Raw genomic sequence first — 24387 nt, forward strand, 5'->3', positions numbered from 1 at the left:
TTTAGTCTTTCGCCCGTTCGGCAAGTACTGCAAAGGCTGGCAAGGTTTTACCTTCGAGAAACTCCAAGAAAGCACCACCGCCAGTTGAGATGTAATCCACTTGATTTTCAATACCGTATTTAGCAATAGCCGCTAAGGTATCGCCACCACCCGCAATCGAGAAGGCTGGCGAATGCGCAATTGCTGCAGCCAACATTTTGGTGCCACCACCGAACTGATCGATTTCAAAAACGCCTAGAGGGCCATTCCAAACAATCGTACCTGCGTGCGCCAACATGATTGATAAACGCGCCGCTGTCTTGGGGCCAATATCCAAAATCATGTCATCTTCAGCAACTTGATCAGCAGGCACGCGGTTTGCACGAGCTAGTGGTGAGAGTTCATTCGCAACAACAACATCCTCTGGAATAGGCACATGTGCCCCACGCTTTTCCATGAGATCCATAATCTCTCGCGCTTCTTCCACCAAGTCTGGCTCAGCAAGAGACTTACCAATTGGCAAACCCTTGGCCAACATAAAGGTATTAGCGATACCACCACCAACAATTAGTTCATCTACTTTTTCAGAGAGCGCTTTCAGAATAGTTAACTTTGAAGAAACCTTCGAGCCAGCAACGATCGCTACTAGTGGGCGCTTTGGACTTGCTAATGCACGACTCAAGGCATCTAACTCAGCAGCCATCAATGGGCCTGCGCAGGCAATCGGTGCAAATTTTGCAATACCGTTGGTTGTTGCCTCAGCACGATGAGCTGTACCAAATGCATCATTGACATAAACATCACAAAGGGCAGCCATCTTTTTTGCCAGCTCATCATTGTTCTTTTTCTCGCCAGTATTTAAACGGCAGTTTTCCAACAGGACCACTTCGCCAGGATGCACTTCAAAGCCGCCATACACCCAATTGCTAATCAGAGGGACATTGCGATTGAGCAAAGTTGCTATGCGATCTGCTACAGGCGCCAAACTATCTTCAGGTTTAAATTCACCTTCTGTTGGGCGCCCCAAATGTGAAGTCACCATTACTGCGGCGCCAGCATCTAAACACATTTGTACTGCAGGCATCGATGCGCGAATGCGGGTGTCCTCAGTAATATTTCCAGCTTCGTCTTGAGGCACATTCAGGTCAGCACGGATAAAAACCCGTTTCCCCTTTAATTGGCCTGATTGGGCTAATTCACTTAAACGCTTAACTTTAAATAAGGATTCCGGCATGAGGGTGGCTAAATTAGGTGGTTTATGGGGAATACTCCATTCTAAATCGTCTAGCCTCAGAACCCCGAAGGTCGAGACCATCTGACAGCACTGCCTGCTCTACAATAGAGGCTTGGACGCACTCCGAGTCAAAAGGCCTCAAAACCAGTTGATCTGGCGCCCCGATTAATCCGCTATTACACATAGCCTATAGACACAAAAGGTAGAGAAAATGTCGATGTCCGACCGCGATGGCTTTATTTGGTCCGATGGGAAGCTAATTCCCTGGCGTGAGGCCAATATTCACGTACTTACCCATAGCCTGCACTACGGCATGGGCGTGTTTGAAGGTATCCGCGCCTACAAAACCCCCCAAGGTACCGCCATTTTCCGCCTGCCAGAGCACGTCAAACGTCTCTTTAATGGCACCAAGATCTTCCAAATGAACATGCCTTACAGTTCGGAAGAGATCACTAAAGGCATTATTGATGTGGTGAACAGCAATAAGCTGGAATCTTGCTACATCCGCCCGATCATCTTTATTGGCTCTCAAAAGCTTGGCATTTCACCTAAAGGCAACAGCATCCACACTGCCATCGCAGCATGGGAATGGGGCGCTTATTTGGGCGAAGACGGCCTTAACAAGGGTATTCGTGTTAAGACCTCATCGTTCACCCGCCACTTTGTGAACTCCTCCCTCGTGCGCGCCAAAGCCTCGGGCTATTACATCAACTCCATTTTGGCCAATCAAGAAGTCACGGCTAATGGATACGACGAAGCACTACTGCTTGATACTGAAGGTTATGTTTCTGAAGGCTCTGGAGAAAATCTTTTCATGGTTCGCAACGGCATCGTGTACACACCAGACCTGGCCTCATGCTTAGATGGCATTACACGTGATTCAGTTATTCAGATCGCTAAAGATCTTGGTTATGAAGTTCGTGAAAAACGCTTAACTCGTGATGAAATTTATTCTGCTGATGAAGCATTTTTCACAGGCACTGCCGCCGAAGTAACACCCATTCGCGAGCTCGATGATCGTACGATTGGTGATGGCAAGCGTGGTCCAATTACTGAAAAAATTCAGAAGACCTATTTCGATGCAGTGTATGGCCGAAGCGATCAATATAAAGCTTGGCTCACTTACGTTAAATAATCTTTAGCAATCAGGAATCAGAATATGACTCAAGCTCAAGTGACAATGGTAGACGGCAAAGATCTACCATTGCATTGCCCTACTAATAAAACCCCTGCATGGAATTCTCACCCACGGGTATTTTTAGATATCACCAAAACTGGCGAAGCAAAGTGTCCTTATTGCGGCGCTGAGTACAAACTCATTCCTGGCACTGAGCCACACGGGCACTAAACCTTATCAGCACCTCTTCGTGGGGTGCTGAGTCGGGATACATCATATGCAAGGTATTCTGATCATCGCCCCTAACTGGATTGGGGATGCCGTCATGACGCAGCCTTTACTGGCGAGGCTCAAAGCGCAATATCCAAGTTCAAAAATTGATGTTCTTGCTAGCACATGGGTTGCTCCTATTTATCGCGCGTGCGCTGAAGTTAATGAAATCATTGAAGCAAAGTTTGAGCACAAACAATTGCAATGGGGATTAAGAAAACAATTAGCAAAAGAACTTCAAGTTAAAAATTACCAAGCATGCTTTGTTCTTCCGAATAGCTTTAAATCTGCCCTCATCCCTTGGTTAGCCAATATTCCATTTCGCATTGGCTATCGTGGAGAATTTCGATACGGATTAATCAATTTATCTTTTGATAATCCAAGCAAAGTTAATCGCCCACCAATGGTGGAGCACTATCTCGCACTAAGTCAGCTACTCAAAGACGATGAAGTCAATCCACCAAGCGAGTTAACACCAAAACTCAACGTCTCATCTCTTGCTAAACAATCTGTAGAACAAAAATTGGCATTAGCAGACATCAATCCAAAAGCTCTTTTAGTGTTTTGTCCAGGAGCTGAGTATGGCCCAACAAAACGTTGGCCCACTAATCATTTTGCAGAGCTCACCAGGAATCTTGTTGAGCAAAATGCAGATGCTCAAATTGTGTTGTTAGGCGGAAGTAGCGATCACGAGCTCGCCCAGAATATCGTGCTGCAATCTGGAAATAACCCCCATCTGCATAACTGGTGTGGCAACACCTCTTTAGACGAGGCGATTGCTTTAATTGGTATAGCTAAGGCTGTAGTAAGCAATGATTCAGGCTTGATGCATATCGCTGCGGCACTCAAAACTCCTCAAGTAGCTATTTTTGGATCTAGTGATCCTGCGCATACACCTCCACTTTCAGAGAAGGCGAAAGTTATTTGGCTCAACCTTCCATGTAGCCCTTGTCATAAAAAGATCTGCCCCTTGGGTCACTTGCGGTGCCTAAATGACATCCTACCGCCACAAGTTTTAGCTACACTAAATACCTTGCAATAAATTCCCAGGAAACGTGAGATATGACCAAGCTAGCCAGACTCTTTCACAACGCTGATGATGTCGTTGATGCCTGGCGTGATGCGCTAAAGCATAGAGATGTTAAAAGCGCTTTAGATATTTGGCTGGATGATGACTCAATTACTTGCGTGCTACCAGAAGGTCACCGCCTAAGCGGTCATGCAGAAATTCGAGAGGGTCTAGAAAGACTCTTATCAAAACAAGCATTATTTTTAGAGCCAATTGCTTGCATTAGTCACACGATTTTGGGTGCTGCTGTATATGACACCACTGAGGCAGTTCACCTAAGAGCAGATCAAATCGAAGCAGAGTTTTTTCTCAACATTACCCTTGTTCTTTTACAAGATAGTCAAGGCTGGCGCATCGCTCACCTGCACGCGAGTCGCTCGACCGACGATACCTTTGACGCACCGTCTACCCCACACGGTTTGCATTAAAAGTATGGATGAGCAAGTACTACGCTCGCTCTTCAAATGGCCTAATGTGCCAGATTGTTTTGGCTGGCTGGCCTTAGATCGCCGTGGACAATGGCGCATGGTTGATGAATTTGCACAGCAACATAATTTGCCAGGACAGGTAATCCAGCATGTAATCCTAAATGAATTCATCTCCAGGAACTACGCCAAAGATACTTCGGGTAGATTCTTTTTTCAAAATGGACCGCAACGGGTATTTATTACACTAGCCGCAACCCCCTGGATAGTTCGCATCATTCCAAGCGACCAAGGCACTCAACTAATTACCCAATGTCAGACGGCAATTTCACCAAGCTCAGCTCTAAGCGATGAGAATGGGAACATCTACATTGTTGGTTCAATTAATCAAACGATCTATCAAGACTTAGCCACGCAACAATTTGAAAAAGAATCGTGCCTATGTGTTGCCTTATTACATGATCACGACTTGGACCATTTTTCTGAATTAACCAAACTTCGCGAAGAAGCCTGTAGCTTTGGGGGATCTTGGAGTTGGCAGGATAAGCAATTACCTTTGGACCCAATACATTCTGAAGAATTAAGCAAAAGATTTGGGTATATCAATCAACCGCAACCAAGTTCAGTCTAGCTTGGTAGTTGCTTCTTCTCTTTTAACTCTTCGTTGTATTGTTTTTGCATCTCTCTGAGACGAGCATCAATTGTTGAGCCTTGATAAAAGTCAGAGCCAGCTGCAGATCTAGCAATTCTCATCTGCTCAAGCGCAGAAGGCCATGCGCCCTCTAGAGCATACTTTTCACCCAGCGCGTAGTGACGCATTGGAATATTATTTGCCTGGTCATAGGCTTTTGAAAGCAGGCTCCACCAAATCACTTCATTTGGCTGAGCCTTGGTACGCGCCTTAAGCCAAGCAATCGCCTCATTTGTTCTACCTAGCTTCAATTCTGCACTCACCATGGCTACGGCTGCCGCATAAGATTGTGGATAAGCTCTAAGGGCTGATTGAGCAATTTGCAAAGCCTCTTCATTTTTTCCCTTGGCAAGAGCTAGCTCGGATGCCATGATGTCCAAGGAAAGACTTTGCCGTTGCCCTGACGAAGCAGTCGCACTATATTTTTGTGCTAAATTACGCGCCTGTTGTAAATTAGTCTCCGCAGCATCAATCTTGCCTTGTCTTTGTGCAATCAGCGCCAAACCATAAAAGCCTTCCATTTGCTTACCAATTGGAGCTTGCTTGCTAAGACTTTCAAATACATTCTTGAGGTCATAAAGACCGCTTGATGTGCCCGCCTGCTCCATGCGTGCCCGGGCTTTAATAAAATAAAATTCAGATGTAGCGGGAACGTTATGTTGAGATACGCTACGAACACGATCCTGCATATCGGCGATACGGTCCGTTGTTAGTGGGTGAGACCGAACATAGGTTGGAACTCCTTTATCCATAATTCCAGTGATTTTTTGTAAACGCTGGAAAAAGTCTGGAGCACCATTTACGTCATAGCCACTAGCATTTAAGATTTGAAAGCCGATACGATCAGCCTCACGCTCCGCATCTCTCGAATATGAAAGTTGATTATTAATGGCTGCAGCTTGGCCGCCCTGCATAAGTCCGCCCGCAGCCTGAGGATTACGAGACATCGCCAATGCACCCAACACCATGCCTGCCAGAGCAATCATAGTGTTAGTTGCCTGCCTATCCATTTGACGAGCTAAATGACGTTGTAAAACGTGACCCGTTTCATGACCCATAACTGATGCCACTTCAGAATCAGTTTCGGCATCGACAATCAAGCCAGTATGAAATCCAATAAAACCGCCCGGTAACGCGAACGCATTGATACTGCTATCTTTAACTGCGAATACTTCAAAGTTATAGGCGCCACTACCCTGCTCGTTTGCGCCGCCAAGCTGCAATTTTTTTGCAGTCTGAATCAAGCGTCGCTCCATTTGATTCAGGTAGTCATACAGCGGCAAGTCATTTGAATAGTCGGCATCAGGCCGAATCTCTCGCATGATGAGCTCACCATACTTACGCTCATCTATGCGACTTAAAGCATCACCACCTGGATCACCCATATCCGGCAAGATAATGTTTGGCTGACTTTGGAGGGTATTGCGTGTTGGCGCATTAGCAGGACGAGCATCGGGAGACTGCATGGCTCGACCAATATTCTGAATAGCGGCCGAGTTGCCCTCTACAGAAACATCACCTACAGAAGGCGCAGCATTCGTAACGTCAACCCCAGAAATCTCCAAGGACAGCACTAGCAAAAATGCCAAACTACGCCTAAATATTGATGTTTGGTTAGATGTCTTTATGTCTTGCATCCCTATATGGTAAAACTTATCCCATGAACAAACTAACTCATTTTGATGCCAGCGGCCAAGCCCACATGGTCAATGTTGGTGATAAGCCCAACACCCACCGCATAGCCATTGCAACAGGCAGAATTACGATGCTTCCCGAAACCTTCAAAATGGTTGAATCCGGCACCCATAAAAAGGGTGATGTTTTAGGAATTGCCCGTATTGCGGGTATTCAGGCATCCAAAAGGACGGCAGATCTTATCCCTCTCTGCCACCCCTTGGCACTGACGCACGTAAGCCTCGAATTTGCGCTTGATCCAATAACTAGCAGCATCACTTGCCAAGTGAAAGCAGAAACCACCGGCCCGACTGGCGTTGAAATGGAAGCCCTCACTGCAGTCCAAGTTGCCCTGCTCACAATTTATGACATGTGCAAAGCAGTAGACCGTGGCATGGTGATGGGAGATGTGAAGCTTCTTGAGAAGAGTGGTGGTAAGAGTGGGGAGTGGAAGGCTTAAAAAAATAAGCCATCCTAAGATGGCTTATAAATTAGAAAAAGCACCTATTCTTTTTACTTACTAATTCTGCACTCCGAAGGCAGCAACTGAGAAATGAGATTTGTCTCAGTAGACCGGCATGACCAACCGCCAGCCCATGTTGCCCCTTCAGGTTTTGATAAATCAATAGGCTTTGGAGAGTTTGCATCAGGCTCATTCGTTGGCACTAGGTGCAATGTATTTTTCCCTTCAGGTGCAACGCTCACCTGATAATCGATGGCGATTGCTCCAGATGGAGTCACTTCAATCAATTTAACACTACGTGTTGGCGTGAAAGTAAATGATCCGCTTGTTGCCTCATCCATCGGTACCGTACCCCTACTCGCAAATGCTTCTGTCACTGCCAGCTTTGCACTAGAAGACAAATTCATACCCTCTACAACGCGACTTCGTGCGATGTAGTCCTGGTATTGGGGCACTGCTACTGCAACCAAAATGCCAATAATGGCGACCACAACCATAACTTCGATTAGTGTAAATCCAGCTTCTTGATAATCTTTATTTGTATCCTGCATATCTTTTGGCTCCTGAGGTGAAATGCCTCATCATCCAGTCTATACCTCTTAAACTCAAGGCAGACACAAATAAAAAAGCCAGCTTTTTGAGCCGGCTTTTTCTGATCTTTGGCTAAGAAAGTTACGCTTCTTTAGCTGTGTTCTTTTTCTTAAGATAAGTACCCAGCAGGATCACAATCGCAACCCCAATGCCTTCAAAGATCATATGTGCATCTTCAAAAGCAGCCTGCATAGATTCCTTAATTGCTGGGTCTTCTACCAACATACCACCTGCCAACAACCCTAATAAGCCGGCGCCAAGAGTGATAATGACCGGAAAGCGATCCATTACCTTCAGAAGCATAGTGCTACCAAAAATAATTAAAGGAATAGATAGGCCAAGACCAATAATTAACAGGGCCAAACGAGTTTCTTCTGGACCTTTTTGCGCGGCAGCAGCAACAGCCAATACGTTGTCTAGGCTCATCACCAAATCTGCAACTAAGATTGTGCGGATCGCACCCCAGATATTGGAGTGACCGTGCATTTCTTCTTCTTCGCCACTATCAGCCAATAGTTGAACGCCGATATAGAGTAGCAAAATAGCGCCAATGATCTTGAGGTAAGGTAAGGTTAGCAATTGAACGGCAGTAACTGTGAGCACGACACGTAAAACGATTGCAGCCGCACTACCCCAAAAGATGGCTTTTTTCTGTTGATGGGACGGCAGATTCCGTGATGCTAAGGCAATCACAACGGCGTTATCACCAGATAACAAAATGTTCGCAACGATAATGGAAAGAAGTGCAGCCCAAAATGCTGGCCCAGAAAATGCTGAAAAATCCATGTTGTCTCCCTACTTTTTTGTTTTAACTACTTTTTTAATGACTGCGCACTACAAAAAAGGATGCTGATCATCAGCATCCTTTTTTTATGCTAATTACAGCATAGCTTTCAACAGAGTGGCCATTTCAGATGGATTCTTTGTGACTTTGAAGCCACATTCTTCCATCACAGCAAGTTTGGCATCTGCAGTATCAGCACCACCGGAAATCAATGCGCCGGCATGACCCATACGTTTACCAGGAGGCGCTGTAACACCAGCAATAAAGCCAACCACAGGTTTTTTCATATTGTCTTTGCACCAGCGAGCCGCTTCAGCCTCATCTGGACCGCCAATTTCACCGATCATGATGACAGCATCAGTTTCTGGGTCTTCGTTGAACATGCGCATCACATCGATATGCTTCAGACCGTTAATTGGGTCACCACCAATACCAACTGCAGTAGATTGACCCAAACCGATTGCTGTCAATTGACCAACCGCTTCGTATGTCAAAGTACCGGAACGACTGACAACCCCAATACGGCCTTTCTTGTGAATATGGCCTGGCATGATGCCAATCTTAATTTCATCAGGAGTAATGATTCCAGGGCAATTAGGTCCCAGCAACAAGGTCTTCTTACCGCCTTTAGCTTCTTTTGCCTTCATCTTGTTACGTACTTCAAGCATGTCACGCACTGGAATGCCTTCGGTAATACAAATCACAAAATCCAAGTCAGCTTCAACAGCTTCCCAGATCGCAGCAGCGGCACCAGGAGGCGGAACATAGATGACAGAAGTAGTTGCGCCAGTTTGCTGGGCAGCCTCTTTAACAGTCGCATAAATCGGAATATTAAAAATAGACTCACCAGCTTTTTTAGGATTTACGCCAGCAACGAAACAATTTTTACCGTTTGCGTATTCCTGACATTTTTCAGTATGGAACTGACCGGTCTTACCAGTAATACCTTGAGTAATGACCTTGGTGTTTTTATTGATCAAAATAGACATATTGAAATTCCTGGATTATTTGTTTTTGGCAACAGCAGTAACTACCTTAGTAGCAGCTTCAGCCATTGAATCGGCGCTAATGATTGGCAAACCTGAGTCGGCAAGAATCTTCTTACCTAGCTCTTCGTTTGTACCCTTCATACGCACAACCAAAGGTACTGTGAGGTTAACTGCCTTACATGCAGTAACAACACCGTCAGCGATAACATCACAACGCATAATGCCGCCAAAGATGTTGACCAAAATGGCTTCAACACTCTTGTTCTTGAGCATGATCTTGAATGCTTCAGTAACCTTCTCTGCTGTAGCGCCACCGCCAACGTCTAAGAAGTTTGCAGGTTCGCCGCCGAACAACTTAATAGTGTCCATTGTTGCCATCGCCAAACCGGCACCATTCACTAAACAACCAATGTTGCCATCTAAAGAGATGTAAGCAAGGTCAAATTTAGAAGCTTCAATTTCAGCAGCATCTTCTTCATCGATATCGCGGTAAGCAACAATTTCTGGATGACGGAACAAAGCGTTTGGATCAAAGTTGAACTTCGCATCCAAAGCCTTGATCTTGCCGTTACCTTCAAGAATCAATGGGTTGATTTCGACTAATGAAGCATCAGTATCCCAGTATGTCTTGTAAAGGTTTTTAAATACGTCGCGAGCCATTGGAATAGAGGCTTCAGGAACACCAATACCTTTAGCAACAATGTCGCAGTCTGCATCTGTTAAACCAATCAATGGATCAACAAATACTTTGATAATTTTTTCTGGATGAGATTCTGCAACTTCTTCGATATCCATACCGCCTTCGCTAGAAGCCATGATCACATTCTTCTGTGTTCCACGGTCTGTAACGATACTGAAGTAGTACTCTTTTTTGATATCTGCGCCATCTTCAATTAAGAGGCGATTGACTTTTTGACCCTCTGGTCCTGTTTGATGTGTCTTGAGTTGCATACCCAAGATTTCTGAAGCATATTTCTTCACGTCGTCCATGCTTCTTGCCAATTTGACGCCGCCGCCTTTACCACGACCACCAGCATGAATCTGCGCTTTTACAACCCATACTGGGCCACCAAGCTTTTCAGCAGCTTTCACCGCCTCATCAACACTAAATGCAGGAATGCCGTTTGGAACAGGCACATTAAATTGGCGCAGAAGTTCTTTGCCTTGGTACTCGTGAATTTTCATAATTACTCCGAAACGGTATCTTTTTTAGCAAGCAATGAGGATTAGTTAAACCGATGTTGCCTTGATCCCATACTTACTCTGGATATAGCTAAATTAGCTAAATTTGAATAAATGCGAACGGCTTGACCGACTTCCTAAGTCTATCATGTTGCAATGCCGCAAATGGCCTTTCGAGATCCGTAATTGCCCTAATCCGGGCTTTGGCCACCGATGATCCTAGAGACTACATCTGAGCTAAAACCTTTAGAGGCCAAGAAACGATACTGTCTTGCGCGCTCTTTTTGGTCGAGGGCTCTCTGACTATATTTTCTTGACCATAGATCATAAGCCCGCTGAAATTCAGTCTCTTTGAGGGCGCCAAGAAGCTTGGCAGATTGCTTGGAATCAACTCCCGCTCTTTCTAACTCATCCGCTATTTTACGAGTGCCATACCGTTCACTCCGCCGGCGCACCAAAGCTTCAGCAAATCGCTCGTCTGAGAGCCAGCCCCGTGCCTCAAAATCATCTAATACAGCCTCAATACTGAGAGCGGTAGCCTGCGGAGTTTTATCTAGCTGCTCAGCCCCAAGCTTTGCCCATCTAGCCTCTGATTCGACCAACTTGGTAGCCAAAGTCTTACGACTATATTCTCTGAGTGATAAAAGACGCAAAGCCCGAGCTTTGAGACTCGGGCTTTGTTTTGGTTTTTTCCTACCTAATTCTGACATTGAATTATTCAACCGGGTTATTCGACTTCCTCTTCTTCGCTCAAGACATCAGTCACAACTGCAGAGCCGACTTTGACGCCTAGCTTCTCGCGAATTTTAGCTTCGATATCTTTAGCAATCGCTGGATTCTCTTTCAAGAAGTCACGCACGTTATCCTTGCCTTGACCAATGCGGTCGCCGTTATAGCTATACCAAGAGCCTGACTTTTCAACGATATCGGCCTCAACACCCATATCAATAATCTCGCCTTCTCTTGAAATACCAGCACCATACATGATGTCAAAAATCGCCTCGCGGAATGGTGGAGAAACTTTGTTCTTCACAACCTTCACACGAGTTTCGTTACCAACTACCTCATCGCCTTTTTTGATGCTACCAATGCGGCGAATATCTAAACGCATAGAAGCGTAGAACTTGAGTGCGTTACCGCCAGTGGTTGTCTCTGGAGAACCAAACATCACACCAATCTTCATGCGGATTTGGTTAATAAAGATCACGGTGGTGTTTGTGCGTTTAATGGCGCCAGTCAATTTACGCAAGGCTTGGCTCATCAAGCGAGCCTGCAAACCTGGTAATGAATCGCCCATATCACCTTCAATCTCAGCCTTTGGAACCAATGCGGCAACAGAGTCAATGACGATGAGATCAATAGAACCGGAGCGCACTAAAGCATCAGCAATCTCTAAAGCTTGCTCGCCAGTGTCTGGTTGAGAAATCAATAAATTATTTACATCAACACCAAGGCGTGATGCGTACTGAACATCTAACGCATGCTCAGCATCGATGAATGCACAAGTGCCACCAAGCTTTTGCATTTCTGCAATAGCGTGCAAAGTTAATGTTGTTTTACCGGATGATTCTGGGCCATAGATTTCAATGACACGACCACGTGCCAGACCACCAACTCCCAAGGCAATATCTAAACCCAGTGAGCCACTCGATACCACTTGAATGTCTTGACTGATCTCAGCATCGCCCAATCTCATGATTGAGCCCTTACCAAATTGCTTTTCGATTTGCGCTAAGGCTGCTGTTAGTGCTTTTTGTTTGTCTCCGCTCATTCCCTCAAATTCTGAGGAGGCTGATTTTCTTTTGTCATCCAAGGCCATTTTTTATTCCCTTTTCGCTTTGTATTGGGCATTTTCCCGAAGTTTTATCTACTGTTTCACAACTTAGGAGTTACTGTATATAAAAACAGTATTCTTTGCAAGCGACTTTTCAAAGGAATTTACGGATTTTTGACTAGTCCCTTTTCGAGAGGCGTCTGATCCCAATAGAAAAAGAGGGGTATAGCCACTGCCCAAACGATCCCAACAAGGATAAAACCGATAGTCTGACCTCCAGGACCCCAGCTTCCGGCCCCCATCCGAATACCCGCCTCATAAGACATTGGGCCACAAATCCCCCCCAATATGGCCCCCAAAACTGGTCTGCCACGTAGCCAAGACAAAGAGCCATTGATGGTTGTAGCTACCAAAAGCCAAAGAGCCCACATCCAAACTGGAGAGAGGTAGCTTGAAGGCCAAGAATCCTGAAAGTCCAGATAACCCAAATGTACGATGACGGTATCCGCCAAGATTCCATAAATAAGAGCCCTGATCAGCAGATGAAGCGACTCTTTAGGCTCGTCTAGGCGCCATATATGGAAGGCTATATAGGCTAAAGTTGCTAGAACGGCCCAGAATACTTGCTTGTTAGCCGCGCCCAATACGCAGGCAAACCAACCAAGCTGGAAAAAAACAAAGTTCCAAAATTTAGCCATATCGAAGGATTCTACTTAGCCTAAGAAAAAGGCCACTGCCGGTGGGCAATGGCCTTTGTATTTGGTGGCGAATCAGGGATTTGAACCCCGGACCTGCGGATTATGATTCCGTCGCTCTAACCAGCTGAGCTAATTCGCCGAACTCGCTATTTTAGCGTAATTAAGTGGTGCTGTCTAAATGTAATGAACTGTAGCGCCCGTGCCTACTTGCTTAACCGTAAAACAGTGCGGTGTTCTACCGTGTTTTTAGGTTGCTAACCCTGTAAATGTAGCTAAATGGGGGTGGATGCTGATTAAGCGTAAAAATAATTGACGCTGTAAAAGCATAGCCAACCATTCTTGCTATGCCTCTCATCCCCTCATTCACAAAATTAAAAATACATATGAAAATCGCCAAAAACCCCTGCTTTTTGCTTCAAATCACATATTTTTGAAGTTGCTTTCAAAACTCAACCAAAGAGGTTTAGGATTAAAAATCATAATGAAAGGGCTTGATATGAAACTTGGAGTGTTTTTAATGCTGTGTTTTTCCACCCTTGCTTATGGGCAGTATGGGCAATCTCTTAATCCAAACAATAGTCCTCTTAACCCACTGAATAGCGAGCTTAATCCCAACAATAGCTCGCTTAACCCCCTCAACAGCCCTCTAAACCCAAACAACAGCCCTCTAAACCCAAGCTCTACAAATGGCGTTTATGACAACACTGGGAATCGCATAGGGTATGAAGTAAAAGCCCCCAACTGGCGTCACCAATTACTTTGATAACAAAGGGAATCGAACTGGCTATAGTCCCGCGCAAAGATAGTGGGGGTGTTAGATTAAAACTGGTGGGGGTTAGGTTCTGCGTGGCGTTTGAAAACTGCGCTACAAATTTTTAGTGAGTAGCTTTGAAAATCTGTTGCTGTGCTTTAGCTACAGTCTGTCTATCTTTCTCAGCCTTATAAGCCTGCTTAGCATTCTCTTTGTTGCGCTTTAAGCTATACAAACGATATTGCTGTGGGTTCATTGGCTTGACAGGTTTAATACTGGGGGTGTGGGCAAATTCGTAAAAGCGCATACAAGTATTTACCCCACCGCCTTCAACTTAACTAACTTCTGTGTAGTTCAACACATTACCTACACCATACTGCGCTTCCCCTAATTGCTTTGCCATATACGCATTGTCAGCAAACACAATCGTATTAGCAGTTTGTAGTTGATTGATACGCACCCATAGTTTGTATTGCTTCATTTCTTCTCCTTAAATCAATACCTTTAAAATCACATCACGCTTTTGTTCAAGCGTATATCCAACTGTTCCATACATATTAAAATCACTACCCCCACTACTATGCCCTGTAATGCTTTCTGCTAAGCGTGTCGGTATGTCATTGCGAGCCTTCATTCTGTCAATGATTGCGTGCCTAAACATATGACTCTTGAACTCAAACTCTTTAAGTGTTTTCTTAATGATTTGAGAGCAACTTGAATTTCCATTATCTCGTGCGTAGTGTGGAACAAACCATTCGCTGTTTTTCCTTTTAGCAATTTTGTATAACTCTTTAGCGGCATCTAATGACACTCCGCACAATGGCACAGCACGAATACTTGATTTTGTTTTCCTATCGCTTAAAGCATTCCTTCTAATCCATAAGTGCGGTATGTCGTGCTCCAATACACAATCTTCCAATCTGGCAAATAAAGGCTCAGATAACCTAAACCCTGTATTAAGCTGAATTAGCGCTACTAACTTATGAGGTGTTGAATTTCTTAATAAGCACTCTTTGACTTGATGGATTAGTTGAGTAGTAATGATTGGCATTAGACGCTTGTTATCACCTTCACCCCTAATCTTCAATGCTCTAAATGGGCTAAGTCTATCTATATCCAAATGCTTAAACGCCATATTGAGCATAGCGTTTAGTGTGTTGTTATGTTTGCGAATGCTGGTTGGACTCAAGCCTCTCGCAAGTTGATAGTCTCTATATTCAGTAATATGCCAATGCTTCAATTCATCCAGCGTTAAATCACCAAAAAAGTCCCTAAAACTACGAAAGTGATAGTTAGCGTGTTTAACGAATGTTGGACGATGCGAAGAAGTTGCTTCGTTCATATAGATTTGAAAGGCATCTGTAATCGTAGGCAATTTGCCATTCTTTTGTTTAGCTAAGTGCTCACTGATGATTTTGGCAAGGAACTCTTCTTCAAAATTCATGCCATTGACATTGATTAAGCGTTCAATTTTGTCAAAGACGATTGGATGGGGTTTTATTACAACAGCTCGCATAGTGTTCCTTATTAAAGTAAAGTTGGATTACTCGGCGATAGGTGTCGCGCTTAACACGACACCCCACCAACTCACTTACCAAATCCTTTGCGTAGCGTATTGCTTGCTTCTTCAATTTGACTATCAAGCTCACCAGCTTCTACTGCCGATTTAATTGCGCTAAGTGCCTTAACCAAATCTTGTGCGCTTTCAACTTGAACACTGGGCTTACCTTTAGCTAACTCTAATGTTCTTGTGCCGTATTTCACAGAAAAACAAACCTTACCTGTGTCAGCCACAAACCACCACGCTTTAATGCGTTTGGGAATTTCAACTTGCTTACGCAAACCTGTATCTACATCTTTAACAGAGCGGAACTTCATTACTACAAAGGGCTTGCCATCAATTTGACTTTGCGCCAGATTGATTTGCTCCCATAACTTTGCTGATAATTTATTACGGCGATGCTGTAGTGCTGGAATATGGGTCGGCTTTTTTACTGCTACTAACTTCAAAGTGCTTAATGTGCTCATTTCATTTCTCCTATTAGTTAATGAACACACTTAATTTATTGTCAGAGTTTTTAATTGGACAAGAGACTTACGCACAAATCCTCAGTCTTACCAAATAAAAAGCCAGTTTCTTACTTCTTTTCTTATCACTCGTATAAATATCTTTGACAGCAGAACAGAGGAAAGTTCTGTGTTGCCATTGATTACTACCGATAACGAGTAGCGACACTCAGTTGATATGTCGCCCTAAAACTGGACTAAGAGTCGCAGGGATGGAATTTCTGTGCGGTAGCAGAGACTTGTATTCACTATCCTTAACAGGACGCTATTAGCATTGCTAACTAATTGAATCAAGTATATGAACAGCACAAAGACGACAGCTAATATAGCTGTGAGCGTCACGAGCAAGCCCTGCCTACACAGCAACTTGCGAACTTACGAATAGTCGGCACTTCAGCATTCGTAATTGTTGCGTTTTATTTCGACGGCACATAAAAGGAGACAGCAAAACCGCCCTTACCTTTAACGAGGTTGTGCTTGAAGTGTTGTGGTGAAAGACTCATCAAAAGAACTTTTACACATTACTGAGCCTGTTGCTTGTGGCTCAGTGTGACTTAGATCTATCAAAAGTATTCACAAAACAATTATTCCCATTCATAAAATAATCAAAGAAGAAAGAAATGTGTGAGCAGAAGCGAAAGCGAATGCGACACACAAGCGAACTGCGTTCGCTTATACATAACCCTACAAAATCACACTACATATATTCATCTACATCAAGTATCACAGGACTATCTTTGCTACTCATCACATTAAAAGCAATTACAAGAGTTTTCTGTTCATTAAGTATTTGAAACAACAAATCTAAGCGTTCTTTTTGATTGGCATTCAATTCAGAGTCATTCATTTGACGCTGGATTTGATAGAGGCGATGAAAAAAACTTACAGTAAATCCAAACTCTTTCCACTTATCTAAAAGAATTATCTGTAGCTCATCTAATTTTTTTCTATCATCTTCCGTAAAACCCAAACGCTCACTTCTCAATATAGTGTCTGAGTTTGAAAATAGAGAGTCTTGTAAGGACGCAAATATGTCCTCTACATGCTTGATAGCATCAATATCTTCATCACTTAAATCCAATAAGACTGAGCTTGTGAAATTAACTATGTTTTCAGCCTTATCTTTTAAGTCAGCGTTATCGCTTTGAAAATTAAAGTCAGCTTCTGTCAAATACATTTCACTCATATAGTCCTTTTAGCTTTGATTTTGTAAGCGTAGCACAGCAATACATCAAATCCTTCGTATAAAGCGAAATTCTGACTAAGTGAATACGCAAGCAACAGAACGCTTAAATAACAGCGTGTAGGGCTTTGAATACGGGCTTGTTATAGATGTGGCTTATTGACTACAGCGACATAAGAAAAGTAGGAAATTCTTATAACGAGCTACTTTGACTGCGTAAGTCATTGAATTATGGAAACTCTTTTATCAAATATTTTTGGTAGGAATTTTGCTAATAAGAAAACATACTAATAACAATAAATTCTTTTATGGAGCAAGAAAATGGCACAAGCAAAAACATTAAATCAGTCGGAAATTGATATGGTATTGCGCTACATCAACACAAAACAGAAATACAGCATCAGAAACAGGGCGATGCTACTGACAAGCTGTTGGAGTGGAATGCGTGTGGGTGAAATTGCGGCGCTAAGAGTATGCGATGTGCGAAATGAAGATGGCACGATTAAAAGCGAGATACGCTTATCTGCCAGTCAAACGAAGGGCAATAAAGGAAGGGTTGTATTTGTTAATGAAAAACTACGCACTGAATTAGCCACTTACTTAAAGCACTACTCACCTAAAGACACATCACTGCCTTTGTTTGCTACAGAAAAGTCAAAGGGGTTTTCTGCGAATACACTGACGCAATGGTTCTTTTGGCTCTATCGCAAAGCAGGCATTAAAGCCTCGTCACATAGCGGACGCAGGACTTTCGCAACGAACTTAGCAAGCAATGGTGTGGGTATTAAGGTGCTACAGCACTTAATGGGACATAAGGACATACAGACAACTTCAATTTATATCTTTGCGTCTGACGATATGATGCGTAAAGCTGTGGAGTTGGTATAAAAAAAGCCCGCCTAAGTTAATAAGCGGGCTTAAAAGTTAAGCGTCAAAAAAATCTACGCTTTAATTTGTTCATAACCTTCATAGTCAATCATAAAACGATCAACTAATTCGTTTATTTTTTCCTCTACTTCGTAAGCGTGACTACCTATATCAACCCATCCATTATCAAACTGGTATTTGATTGTTGTAATGCGATAGTCATAATGTATAAGTTCAATCTTCCCATACATAAAAAAGCCATCGCTTTCAAAATACTTTAACAACGCTTCTTTATGCTTGATGTGTATGGGATAAATGTCACACACTACTTCAATACAAATGTCAGCATGTCTTACGATTGAGATTGGCGTTCCCTCAATAATGTATTCCATTATTCACCCTCTTTCATAAAATTTGCCTCATCGTTCCATGCTTCAATAATTTCATCTAAAGCACGATAGTAGGCACGATTGTCATAATCGTTCTCAAACACTGTTTCCAACACTTCACGCAAGACACTGTCTTCTAAATCAACCCCTTCACCGCGTAATATGTGCTGTGCGCGGGGGAAGAAACGATCAGGCGGCGCAGGCAATACTTCAACTACTTCCGCCCTGCTTAACAATCCCCTATCTATCTTTTCAACTTCATTCGTTGTAAATATAAACAGCTCTCTTTCTGCCATACTGTCCAAACACACTCGTAATGCGCCTTTAGCTTTAGGATCAAAATTAACTTCTTCTACTACTGTGTAGTTGTTCTTTTGTCCGTTAGCACTAAACAGTTTGTCAAATTGAACAGAGCGAAAAAACTTCTTTCGCACATCATTGGCGCTGTTCAATTCTTCGGCGTTAATGTAATTGACTTTCACATCCTCGCCGTCCAATGCTTTTGGTATTAAGTCTGCCAACAAACTCTTACCCGTCCCATACTCGCCGTGTAGCACTAACGGCAACATTGACTTGCCCTGCGTATAGCGTTTAATTTGCGTTTCCAGCTTGGGTGTTGCGAAAACAAACTCATCTACTGACTTAGGGCGATACTTGTAATTCGTATTCATATATACTATCCTTATGTTGTGGGCTGAGTGCGCTAACACCCAGCCCAAGTTTCAAAACACTTTTGTAAGTTAAGCCGCTAACAATTCGCCTACTGTTTCAGTAGGCGTTTTGCTTTTTACAGCCGACTTTGCGTTAGCAAGTGCGCTGTCTTTGCGCTTAGCATTAGCACCCTTTTTAGTAATCGCCTGCTGATTACTAATAAATAACGCTAATTGCTGTTTTGCCCACTTAGTCATGCCTGCCGAATACGCTGGCACAGCGCCCAGTGCTTTAATGTTTCCCTGCTTGTCAGCTTTACCAATAACAAAAACAAAGTCTTTGTCATAAGTGTTTGCTACTACGCTGTTGGGAACTTTAAATGTCGCTAACGGGTTATCTGCTAAGTTAGCTAATGTGTCATCTACTAAAGACATGTTGTTAGCAATATTTGTTTCTTTTGCTACAACAACTGCCGACTTAGTAAAGCGCTTCTTACACTGTTCAACTCCGCCACAGTCCTCTACAAACTGCGCTAACTGCTTAGCACTAATGCCTTGCTGTATAGCCGCCTGTAAAGTTCTGCTGTAGTTCATACTGCGCTGTCTATCAGTGCGAAATACATAGCGCACAAACAGGGTTAATGCCAGCGTATTAGTTTGAACACGCACCTTGCTTGCTTCCAACTTAGTTTTTAACTGCTTAACAGTTTCAGCTAAAGTTGTTTTGCTACTACTTGCTTGTTCATACATATCCAGCACTTCCGCCAAAATCTCATACAAACGCTGATTACTGCGTGCGTATTCATTTTGCTCAAAGCTCTCACGCTGTTTTACTAAAGCATCCGCTTTTTCAACAATTGATTGTGCGGACAATACTGTTTTGCTACTTGTTTGCTTAGCCATGATGTTTCCTTTATATAAAAATGGCGTTGATAAAAGAGTGCGCTTGCGAAATGCTTACGCACTTACTACAAACAGGCGTAAAAAAAATTTACGCTTGTTTTACTGCTACTACAAAACTTTGCTATTTGTTAAAGAGGGTTGAACTGTGTTGCGTTGTTCAATCTATGTATCTATTGTAAGATTTATTAACATGAATTATTATTACGACATAATCTATCTATACTTGTTAATATTAAATGGCTAATTTAGGACGAAAACCCCTCCCACGCCTTATGTCATTGGAGGCAAACTATGAACAGACTGGAATTTCAGTTAAATCTGATTTGCGATATGACTTGGTTTGTGACTACCTAAAAGCAAGCCCCAGCTATGAAGCTGTAATCCGTAAATTAGCTAAGCAAAAATCGCCCTACCCATTACCAAAAGACTTTAAGGCTGTAGCGCAAGTCGTAAGTGACTTTGGTCCAATCTACAAAATGCGAGAAGCAGACTGGTGGGGCAAGATAGGTATGCGTTTATATGGGATAAGTGCCCCTTTACCCAAAGTCAATGTTGTAGGTGTTTTAGACTCAACCAAAAAGCAACTAACAAATAAATGGGTGGGGGTTAATTCAGTAGTGGCTGAATTGCCACTCAATCTAACCCTGCCGCAAGCACTTAAACAACTACGCAAGCAATTAGAGGGTTATGGTTTTTCAGCCACCCTGCCAAAACAAGTGGCGCCCTTATACCAACTTTCAAATAGTAAATTGCGTATAGACACATTACAGAATGGATTAACCGCATTACGGCTATATAAGAAGGATGTGCCACTATGGAAAATAGGTAATCACCTAAGGCTTATCCCAGCACAGTCATTTATTGAGTCAGAAGCGAATGACATATTAGAGGCTGACTTAGCAGATAGAAAAGAATTGCTTAGCATTGCGGCAAGCAGGCTTATTCGTTGTGCGGCTTTGGTAGCAGAAAATGCGGCAAGAGGGAGATTCCCATCAAATAAGGGCTTTAGTGAAGCAATTACAACCCCTTATAAGCGCAAGGCAGGACGACCAACTGGGACAAAGAAGATTAAGTGAAAGTATGAGCGTAGATTATTTTTACGCTTAAAGACAATATAATTAACAATCAAAATATTATGAATAAATTACGCAAACCATCTAAGACAAAGAAAAGTAAATTCAAATTTATTGATTTATTCGCAGGGATTGGCGGCTTTCACCTCGCCTTTCACAATGAAGGCGGCGAATGTGTCTTTGCGTCTGAAAAAGATGTGTTCGCCAGAAAGACTTATAAAGAAAACTTTAAGTCCCTATCGCCAAATTTGTTTAGTGATGATATGTTTGATAACCCTTTGTTTAATGATGACATAACAAATATTGATCCAAACGAGATACCTGATCACGACATTCTTTGTGCGGGTTTTCCATGTCAGCCATTTTCACAAGCTGGACATAAAAAAGGCTTTAATGAAGAGCGTGAGTCTCGAGGCAATATGTTTTTTCATATTAGAGACATATTACAAACCAAGCGTCCCAAAGCATTCTTTTTAGAAAATGTTAGACACTTACAAAATCACGATACTGGAAGAACCTTTGATGTAATAAAACAAATTCTTCAGGTTGAACTTGAATATGACATTTACTACAAGATAGTTAAAGCATCAGACTATGGACTGCCACAGCACAGACCGAGAATTTTTATTATAGGCTTTCGTAAAGAAGATCAATATAGGGAACCATTCCAATTTCCAGATAAAAAAGAATTGAAATTTAATATGTCTGATGTTTGGGGCGGCGAATGTTCTCGCGAAATAGGATTTACATTGCGTGTTGGTGGCAAAGGGTCAGGTATAGACGATAGAAGAAATTGGGATGCTTACTTAGTAGATGGTGAAATAAGAAGACTCGGTATTGAGCAGGGGAAGAAAATGATGGGATACCCTGATGACTTTAAGTTTCCTGTAGCTAAAGGACAGGCAATGAAACAGCTTGGTAATAGCGTTGCTGTAGATGCTATACAGGAGGTTGCTAAGTCAATTATCAAATATATTAAAAGTTCTAAAAATTAGCGGCTTGATGTATCCTGCTCTTAATGAGCAGAATACAAAATTTAACAATGAATCGTGGCGAATGGAGTGAAGCGTATGCGCTTCTTTCTCTTATTGCTAATGCTGATTTTGTTTTGTCGGATAAATCCTTAGCAGACGAAAATTCAACACAATTTAAAGTTAAATCCATTCTTATTCCCTCCAATACTCCCAATAAGTTTGTCAGTCTCGTTGTTCAAGACCAATCCGTTATTGCCAACTATGATGGGCAACAGAGTTCGACTCCTTTAACTGACATTGAAAGTGTTGCTAAAGCTCTTTTTCAAAAAATCTCATCCTCTTCTTCTACAACCTTCAGCTTTAATGAACTTGATACTTTATGGACTAAATTTTTTAATCCACAAATAAAGGCTACAAGATCAGAAAAGAGTGATATTAAATTAGAGATTCTTGATACAAGCACACAACTTAAATCAATTAAAGGCTTTAGTATCAAAAGCAATTTGGGCGGGGCAACTTCTTTACTAAACGCTTCACAATCTACAAATTTCTTATACGAAGCGCCACACAAGATAAGCGTCCCAAACATCACCCCAAAAAAGTTAGGTAAATTTGTTAAGCCATTGCCATTGAAATATCTTGGCTCTGTTAATGAGACATACAAATTGAATCTAAATAAAGTAGATCAAAACTTAGAAAGTCTTATTAGTCACTTATTAGTTGAATACTATGGGGCAAGCAACAGAGAAAAATTTGTAAAAGATTTATTAGCTATTGTTGCCAATAAGAATCCGCTTAGTCTTTCTAACACAAGTGATTACAAGATAATCATGTCTAAGTTTTTAAGAGCTACAGCATTTGGTATGGTCCCAAGAGACTTATGGGATGGTGCTTTATCAGCAAGTGGTGGAATGATTATTGTTAAGGCTGACGGAAAATTAGCCAGCTTCTATTTAGATGATTCTCATTCTAACGCTAACCTTGATAACTATTTGCTTGAACATAGTTTTTTTGACACGGCAAGCACAACAAGACATGACTTTGGTAAAGTTTTCGATGATAAGTTCTTCAAATTTAATTTGCTGATAAGGCTTTAACTAAGCCAATTTCTCGGCGCTCATCATTGCGGTTAGCTTGCTATAGTGGCGCTCTATCATCACAACGCTTGTCCCCATCTGCTTCGCTAATGTGTGTATATCAATCCCATCAGCCAGCGCCAAAGTAGCGTAGGTATGTCGCAGGCTGTATAGCGTTCTATTTTGCCCACCAGCATCTTTCATCAGCCCACTCTTTTTCATTAAGTTTCTAAAGATGTTTTCCATCAGATGTGGCATTTCGCCAGACTGAAGCGTAAAGACTCTTCTGTCCAGTTTTGCTTGGATTAGCTCGTTTAAGTCCATAAAGGGCAACTTGTGCCACCGCATTAACTCCTCCAAAACCTCTAAAACAGCGTTTTTAGCGATTAAATACCTTGCGCCTGTCTTGCCACTTACCCATATACGCAAATACCTCTTAGAGCCTATAAAGTGCCACTGTAAGTGTTTCCATCGCAAAGGCATTGACTCAGTGCTGTGTCTTACGCCCGTATTAACCAAAAACTTTACATAAGCACAACAGAGGTAGCGTATTTCTGTAGATTGTTTATGCCACACATCTATCTGCCACTTAGGCATATAGGCATACATCTGCTCCAACTCCTCTACCGTAAAAGCTGGGCGTGATTTGCCACGCTCCCCCGTAATATCTAACGGCACAATCATTTTGTTAAGTGGAATATAGCCTCTCGCCTTTGCCAGCGTCATCACTCTGTTGTAAGCCATTGCGTGATGCTTCTTTGTCATCTGCTTGGCATTCTTACCCATCTCCGCCAATCTCCAAGCCTCAAAGTCAGCTACTTCCTCGTCATCAATCTTTGCGACATCAAAGTTGCCAAAAAATGGGATTAAATACTTTTCTAAAATGAACAAATAGTCTTTGTATTTGCGCTCAGTGCGTGGCGTTGTTGCCGTCCTCGCCATTCTGGTAATTTCTTCTCTTGCTAACTGCTTGAAACTTCTTGTAGAAGTAGCCAATCCAGCCTCTGTTCTAATTTTGACTGTCTCGTAGATGGAGATAGCCTGCTGTTTAGCCTGCGCCAAGTCTTCAGTTCCCGTTGAGGCTGAGTGCCACTTCCCATTAACCAACTTGAAACGACAGTGCCACTGATGGGTATTAGGGCGCCTAAACACAGTAATTCTGCTATCAAGCAACTTCACTGCTTTAGGAGCGTAAATTATTTTTACGCTTGAAAATAACTGATTTAGATTTGACATTACAAACAACCCTTAAGCGTTGCTTGCTATTGTGTTTTCAGTTTTAGATTTGGGCTACCGCTTTTGTAATACCCTGTGAATGCCACCCGCTTGCGGGGTGAAGCTACAAATTGCCGTGTAGCGTGGTGTTTATTGAGCACCAAAATAGAGCTATGCTTAAAACAATGTTTAAGCACTGTTTTGACACGGACACTGTGCTTTATGATTCCGTCGCTCTAACCAGCTGAGCTAATTCGCCGAACTCGCTATTTTAGCGTAATTTAGCCTAGAGAGCTATT

29 protein-coding genes and 1 tRNA gene are annotated in these 24387 nt (G+C 42.7%); 11 read left to right on the top strand and 19 right to left on the bottom strand.

What is annotated here, in order from left to right; genetic code table 11:
• Position 1: 1 nt before the first annotated feature.
• Entirely contained in the window at positions 2-1213 is a 1212-nt protein-coding gene (locus A8O14_RS10045) for a phosphoglycerate kinase (protein ID WP_068949382.1), read from the bottom strand.
• Positions 1214-1424: 211 nt separating this feature from the next.
• Here A8O14_RS10045 and A8O14_RS10050 point away from each other — a divergent pair, with 211 nt between their 5' ends.
• The 5 genes from A8O14_RS10050 to A8O14_RS10070 are packed head-to-tail and all read left to right on the top strand — an operon-like array spanning position 1425 to position 4725.
• Positions 1425-2348, top strand: coding sequence for a branched-chain amino acid transaminase (locus tag A8O14_RS10050; RefSeq protein ID WP_068949383.1), 924 nt, complete (start codon positions 1425-1427; stop codon positions 2346-2348).
• Positions 2349-2372: 24 nt separating this feature from the next.
• Positions 2373-2561, top strand: a complete 189-nt coding sequence (locus A8O14_RS10055; protein WP_068949384.1) for a zinc-finger domain-containing protein — start codon at positions 2373-2375, stop codon at positions 2559-2561.
• A gap of 46 nt (positions 2562-2607) precedes the next feature.
• Positions 2608-3642 carry a lipopolysaccharide heptosyltransferase II gene (waaF, locus tag A8O14_RS10060; RefSeq protein ID WP_068949385.1) on the top strand — a complete coding sequence of 345 codons (1035 nt, stop codon included), beginning with the start codon at positions 2608-2610 and terminating at the stop codon, positions 3640-3642.
• 20 nt (positions 3643-3662) lie between these two features.
• Positions 3663-4097 carry a nuclear transport factor 2 family protein gene (locus tag A8O14_RS10065; RefSeq protein WP_068949386.1) on the top strand — a complete coding sequence of 145 codons (435 nt, stop codon included), beginning with the start codon at positions 3663-3665 and terminating at the stop codon, positions 4095-4097.
• Between the two features lie 4 nt (positions 4098-4101).
• Complete coding sequence (locus A8O14_RS10070; RefSeq protein WP_068949387.1) at positions 4102-4725, top strand: DUF2946 family protein; 624 nt, start codon at positions 4102-4104, stop codon at positions 4723-4725.
• Here A8O14_RS10070 and A8O14_RS10075 read toward each other — a convergent pair.
• On the bottom strand, positions 4722-6374 hold the full coding sequence (locus A8O14_RS10075; protein WP_228385070.1) for a M48 family metalloprotease: 1653 nt from the start codon (positions 6372-6374) through the stop codon (positions 4722-4724). The two genes, A8O14_RS10070 and A8O14_RS10075, sit on opposite strands and share 4 nt — an antisense overlap.
• A 71-nt stretch (positions 6375-6445) precedes the next feature.
• Between A8O14_RS10075 and moaC the strand changes: the two genes are divergently transcribed.
• Positions 6446-6919 carry a cyclic pyranopterin monophosphate synthase MoaC gene (gene moaC, locus A8O14_RS10080; protein WP_068949389.1) on the top strand — a complete coding sequence of 158 codons (474 nt, stop codon included), beginning with the start codon at positions 6446-6448 and terminating at the stop codon, positions 6917-6919.
• 53 nt (positions 6920-6972) lie between these two features.
• Here moaC and A8O14_RS10085 read toward each other — a convergent pair whose 3' ends face one another.
• The 8 genes from A8O14_RS10085 to A8O14_RS10120 form a co-directional block, all read right to left on the bottom strand.
• Positions 6973-7473: a pilin gene (locus A8O14_RS10085; protein ID WP_068949390.1), complete on the bottom strand. Its 501-nt coding sequence runs from the start codon at positions 7471-7473 to the stop codon at positions 6973-6975.
• A 121-nt stretch (positions 7474-7594) separates the two neighbouring features.
• A complete protein-coding gene (locus tag A8O14_RS10090; RefSeq protein WP_068949391.1) occupies positions 7595-8299 on the bottom strand; it encodes a TerC family protein in 705 nt (234 codons plus the stop codon).
• Positions 8300-8392: 93 nt separating this feature from the next.
• On the bottom strand, positions 8393-9286 hold the full coding sequence (gene sucD / locus A8O14_RS10095) for a succinate--CoA ligase subunit alpha (RefSeq protein ID WP_068949392.1): 894 nt from the start codon (positions 9284-9286) through the stop codon (positions 8393-8395).
• A 15-nt stretch (positions 9287-9301) separates the two neighbouring features.
• Positions 9302-10471, bottom strand: coding sequence for an ADP-forming succinate--CoA ligase subunit beta (sucC, locus tag A8O14_RS10100; RefSeq protein ID WP_068949393.1), 1170 nt, complete (start codon positions 10469-10471; stop codon positions 9302-9304).
• 188 nt (positions 10472-10659) lie between these two features.
• A complete protein-coding gene (recX, locus tag A8O14_RS10105; protein WP_068949394.1) occupies positions 10660-11178 on the bottom strand; it encodes a recombination regulator RecX in 519 nt (172 codons plus the stop codon).
• A 17-nt stretch (positions 11179-11195) separates the two neighbouring features.
• Complete coding sequence (gene recA / locus A8O14_RS10110; protein ID WP_099092316.1) at positions 11196-12287, bottom strand: recombinase RecA; 1092 nt, start codon at positions 12285-12287, stop codon at positions 11196-11198.
• Positions 12288-12406: 119 nt separating this feature from the next.
• On the bottom strand, positions 12407-12940 hold the full coding sequence (locus A8O14_RS10115) for a DUF2878 domain-containing protein (RefSeq protein ID WP_068949395.1): 534 nt from the start codon (positions 12938-12940) through the stop codon (positions 12407-12409).
• A 62-nt stretch (positions 12941-13002) separates the two neighbouring features.
• Positions 13003-13079 (bottom strand) — tRNA-Met (locus A8O14_RS10120).
• Between the two features lie 291 nt (positions 13080-13370).
• On the opposite strand from A8O14_RS10120, the gene A8O14_RS11660 reads away from it, so the two are divergent.
• The gene (locus A8O14_RS11660; RefSeq protein ID WP_216217827.1) at positions 13371-13703 is read left to right on the top strand and encodes a hypothetical protein; all 333 of its coding nucleotides are present in this window, start codon (positions 13371-13373) and stop codon (positions 13701-13703) included.
• Positions 13704-13815: 112 nt separating this feature from the next.
• On the opposite strand, the gene A8O14_RS10125 is transcribed toward A8O14_RS11660, so the two are convergent.
• The 5 genes from A8O14_RS10125 to A8O14_RS10140 all read right to left on the bottom strand — a co-directional run bounded on the left by A8O14_RS10125 (position 13816) and on the right by A8O14_RS10140 (position 16944).
• Positions 13816-13998, bottom strand: a complete 183-nt coding sequence (locus A8O14_RS10125; protein WP_068949396.1) for a hypothetical protein — start codon at positions 13996-13998, stop codon at positions 13816-13818.
• 27 nt (positions 13999-14025) lie between these two features.
• Complete coding sequence (locus tag A8O14_RS11800; protein ID WP_161484833.1) at positions 14026-14172, bottom strand: hypothetical protein; 147 nt, start codon at positions 14170-14172, stop codon at positions 14026-14028.
• Positions 14173-14181: 9 nt separating this feature from the next.
• Complete coding sequence (locus A8O14_RS10130) at positions 14182-15207, bottom strand: tyrosine-type recombinase/integrase (RefSeq protein WP_068949397.1); 1026 nt, start codon at positions 15205-15207, stop codon at positions 14182-14184.
• A gap of 71 nt (positions 15208-15278) precedes the next feature.
• Positions 15279-15749, bottom strand: a complete 471-nt coding sequence (locus A8O14_RS10135; RefSeq protein WP_323368182.1) for a DUF6641 family protein — start codon at positions 15747-15749, stop codon at positions 15279-15281.
• Positions 15750-16455: 706 nt separating this feature from the next.
• On the bottom strand, positions 16456-16944 hold the full coding sequence (locus A8O14_RS10140; RefSeq protein ID WP_145915353.1) for a hypothetical protein: 489 nt from the start codon (positions 16942-16944) through the stop codon (positions 16456-16458).
• A 318-nt stretch (positions 16945-17262) separates the two neighbouring features.
• On the opposite strand from A8O14_RS10140, the gene A8O14_RS10145 reads away from it, so the two are divergent.
• Positions 17263-17829 carry a tyrosine-type recombinase/integrase gene (locus tag A8O14_RS10145; protein ID WP_068949400.1) on the top strand — a complete coding sequence of 189 codons (567 nt, stop codon included), beginning with the start codon at positions 17263-17265 and terminating at the stop codon, positions 17827-17829.
• A 53-nt stretch (positions 17830-17882) separates the two neighbouring features.
• Here the strand turns inward: A8O14_RS10145 and A8O14_RS10150 are convergent, their stop codons facing one another.
• The 3 genes from A8O14_RS10150 to A8O14_RS10160 all read right to left on the bottom strand — a co-directional run bounded on the left by A8O14_RS10150 (position 17883) and on the right by A8O14_RS10160 (position 19750).
• Positions 17883-18200, bottom strand: coding sequence for a hypothetical protein (locus tag A8O14_RS10150; RefSeq protein ID WP_068949401.1), 318 nt, complete (start codon positions 18198-18200; stop codon positions 17883-17885).
• Positions 18200-18868 carry an AAA family ATPase gene (locus tag A8O14_RS10155; protein WP_068949402.1) on the bottom strand — a complete coding sequence of 223 codons (669 nt, stop codon included), beginning with the start codon at positions 18866-18868 and terminating at the stop codon, positions 18200-18202. The genes A8O14_RS10150 and A8O14_RS10155 overlap by 1 nt, the downstream gene beginning before the upstream one ends.
• Positions 18869-18937: 69 nt before the next feature.
• Positions 18938-19750 (bottom strand): hypothetical protein, encoded by an 813-nt coding sequence (locus A8O14_RS10160; RefSeq protein WP_068949403.1) that lies wholly within the window; start codon positions 19748-19750, stop codon positions 18938-18940.
• 272 nt (positions 19751-20022) lie between these two features.
• On the opposite strand from A8O14_RS10160, the gene A8O14_RS10165 reads away from it, so the two are divergent.
• Genes A8O14_RS10165 through A8O14_RS10175 form a run of 3 tightly spaced genes read left to right on the top strand, consistent with a single transcriptional unit; the run spans position 20023 to position 22894 of the window.
• Positions 20023-20826 carry a hypothetical protein gene (locus A8O14_RS10165; RefSeq protein WP_068949404.1) on the top strand — a complete coding sequence of 268 codons (804 nt, stop codon included), beginning with the start codon at positions 20023-20025 and terminating at the stop codon, positions 20824-20826.
• 59 nt (positions 20827-20885) lie between these two features.
• On the top strand, positions 20886-21818 hold the full coding sequence (locus A8O14_RS10170) for a DNA cytosine methyltransferase (RefSeq protein ID WP_068949405.1): 933 nt from the start codon (positions 20886-20888) through the stop codon (positions 21816-21818).
• 47 nt (positions 21819-21865) lie between these two features.
• Positions 21866-22894: an HpaII family restriction endonuclease gene (locus A8O14_RS10175; RefSeq protein ID WP_068949406.1), complete on the top strand. Its 1029-nt coding sequence runs from the start codon at positions 21866-21868 to the stop codon at positions 22892-22894.
• Here the strand turns inward: A8O14_RS10175 and A8O14_RS10180 are convergent, their stop codons facing one another.
• On the bottom strand, positions 22895-24109 hold the full coding sequence (locus A8O14_RS10180) for a tyrosine-type recombinase/integrase (RefSeq protein ID WP_082913171.1): 1215 nt from the start codon (positions 24107-24109) through the stop codon (positions 22895-22897).
• Positions 24110-24387 lie beyond the last annotated feature (278 nt).

The organism is Polynucleobacter wuianus (assembly GCF_001659725.1).
Taxonomy (GTDB): domain Bacteria; phylum Pseudomonadota; class Gammaproteobacteria; order Burkholderiales; family Burkholderiaceae; genus Polynucleobacter; species Polynucleobacter wuianus.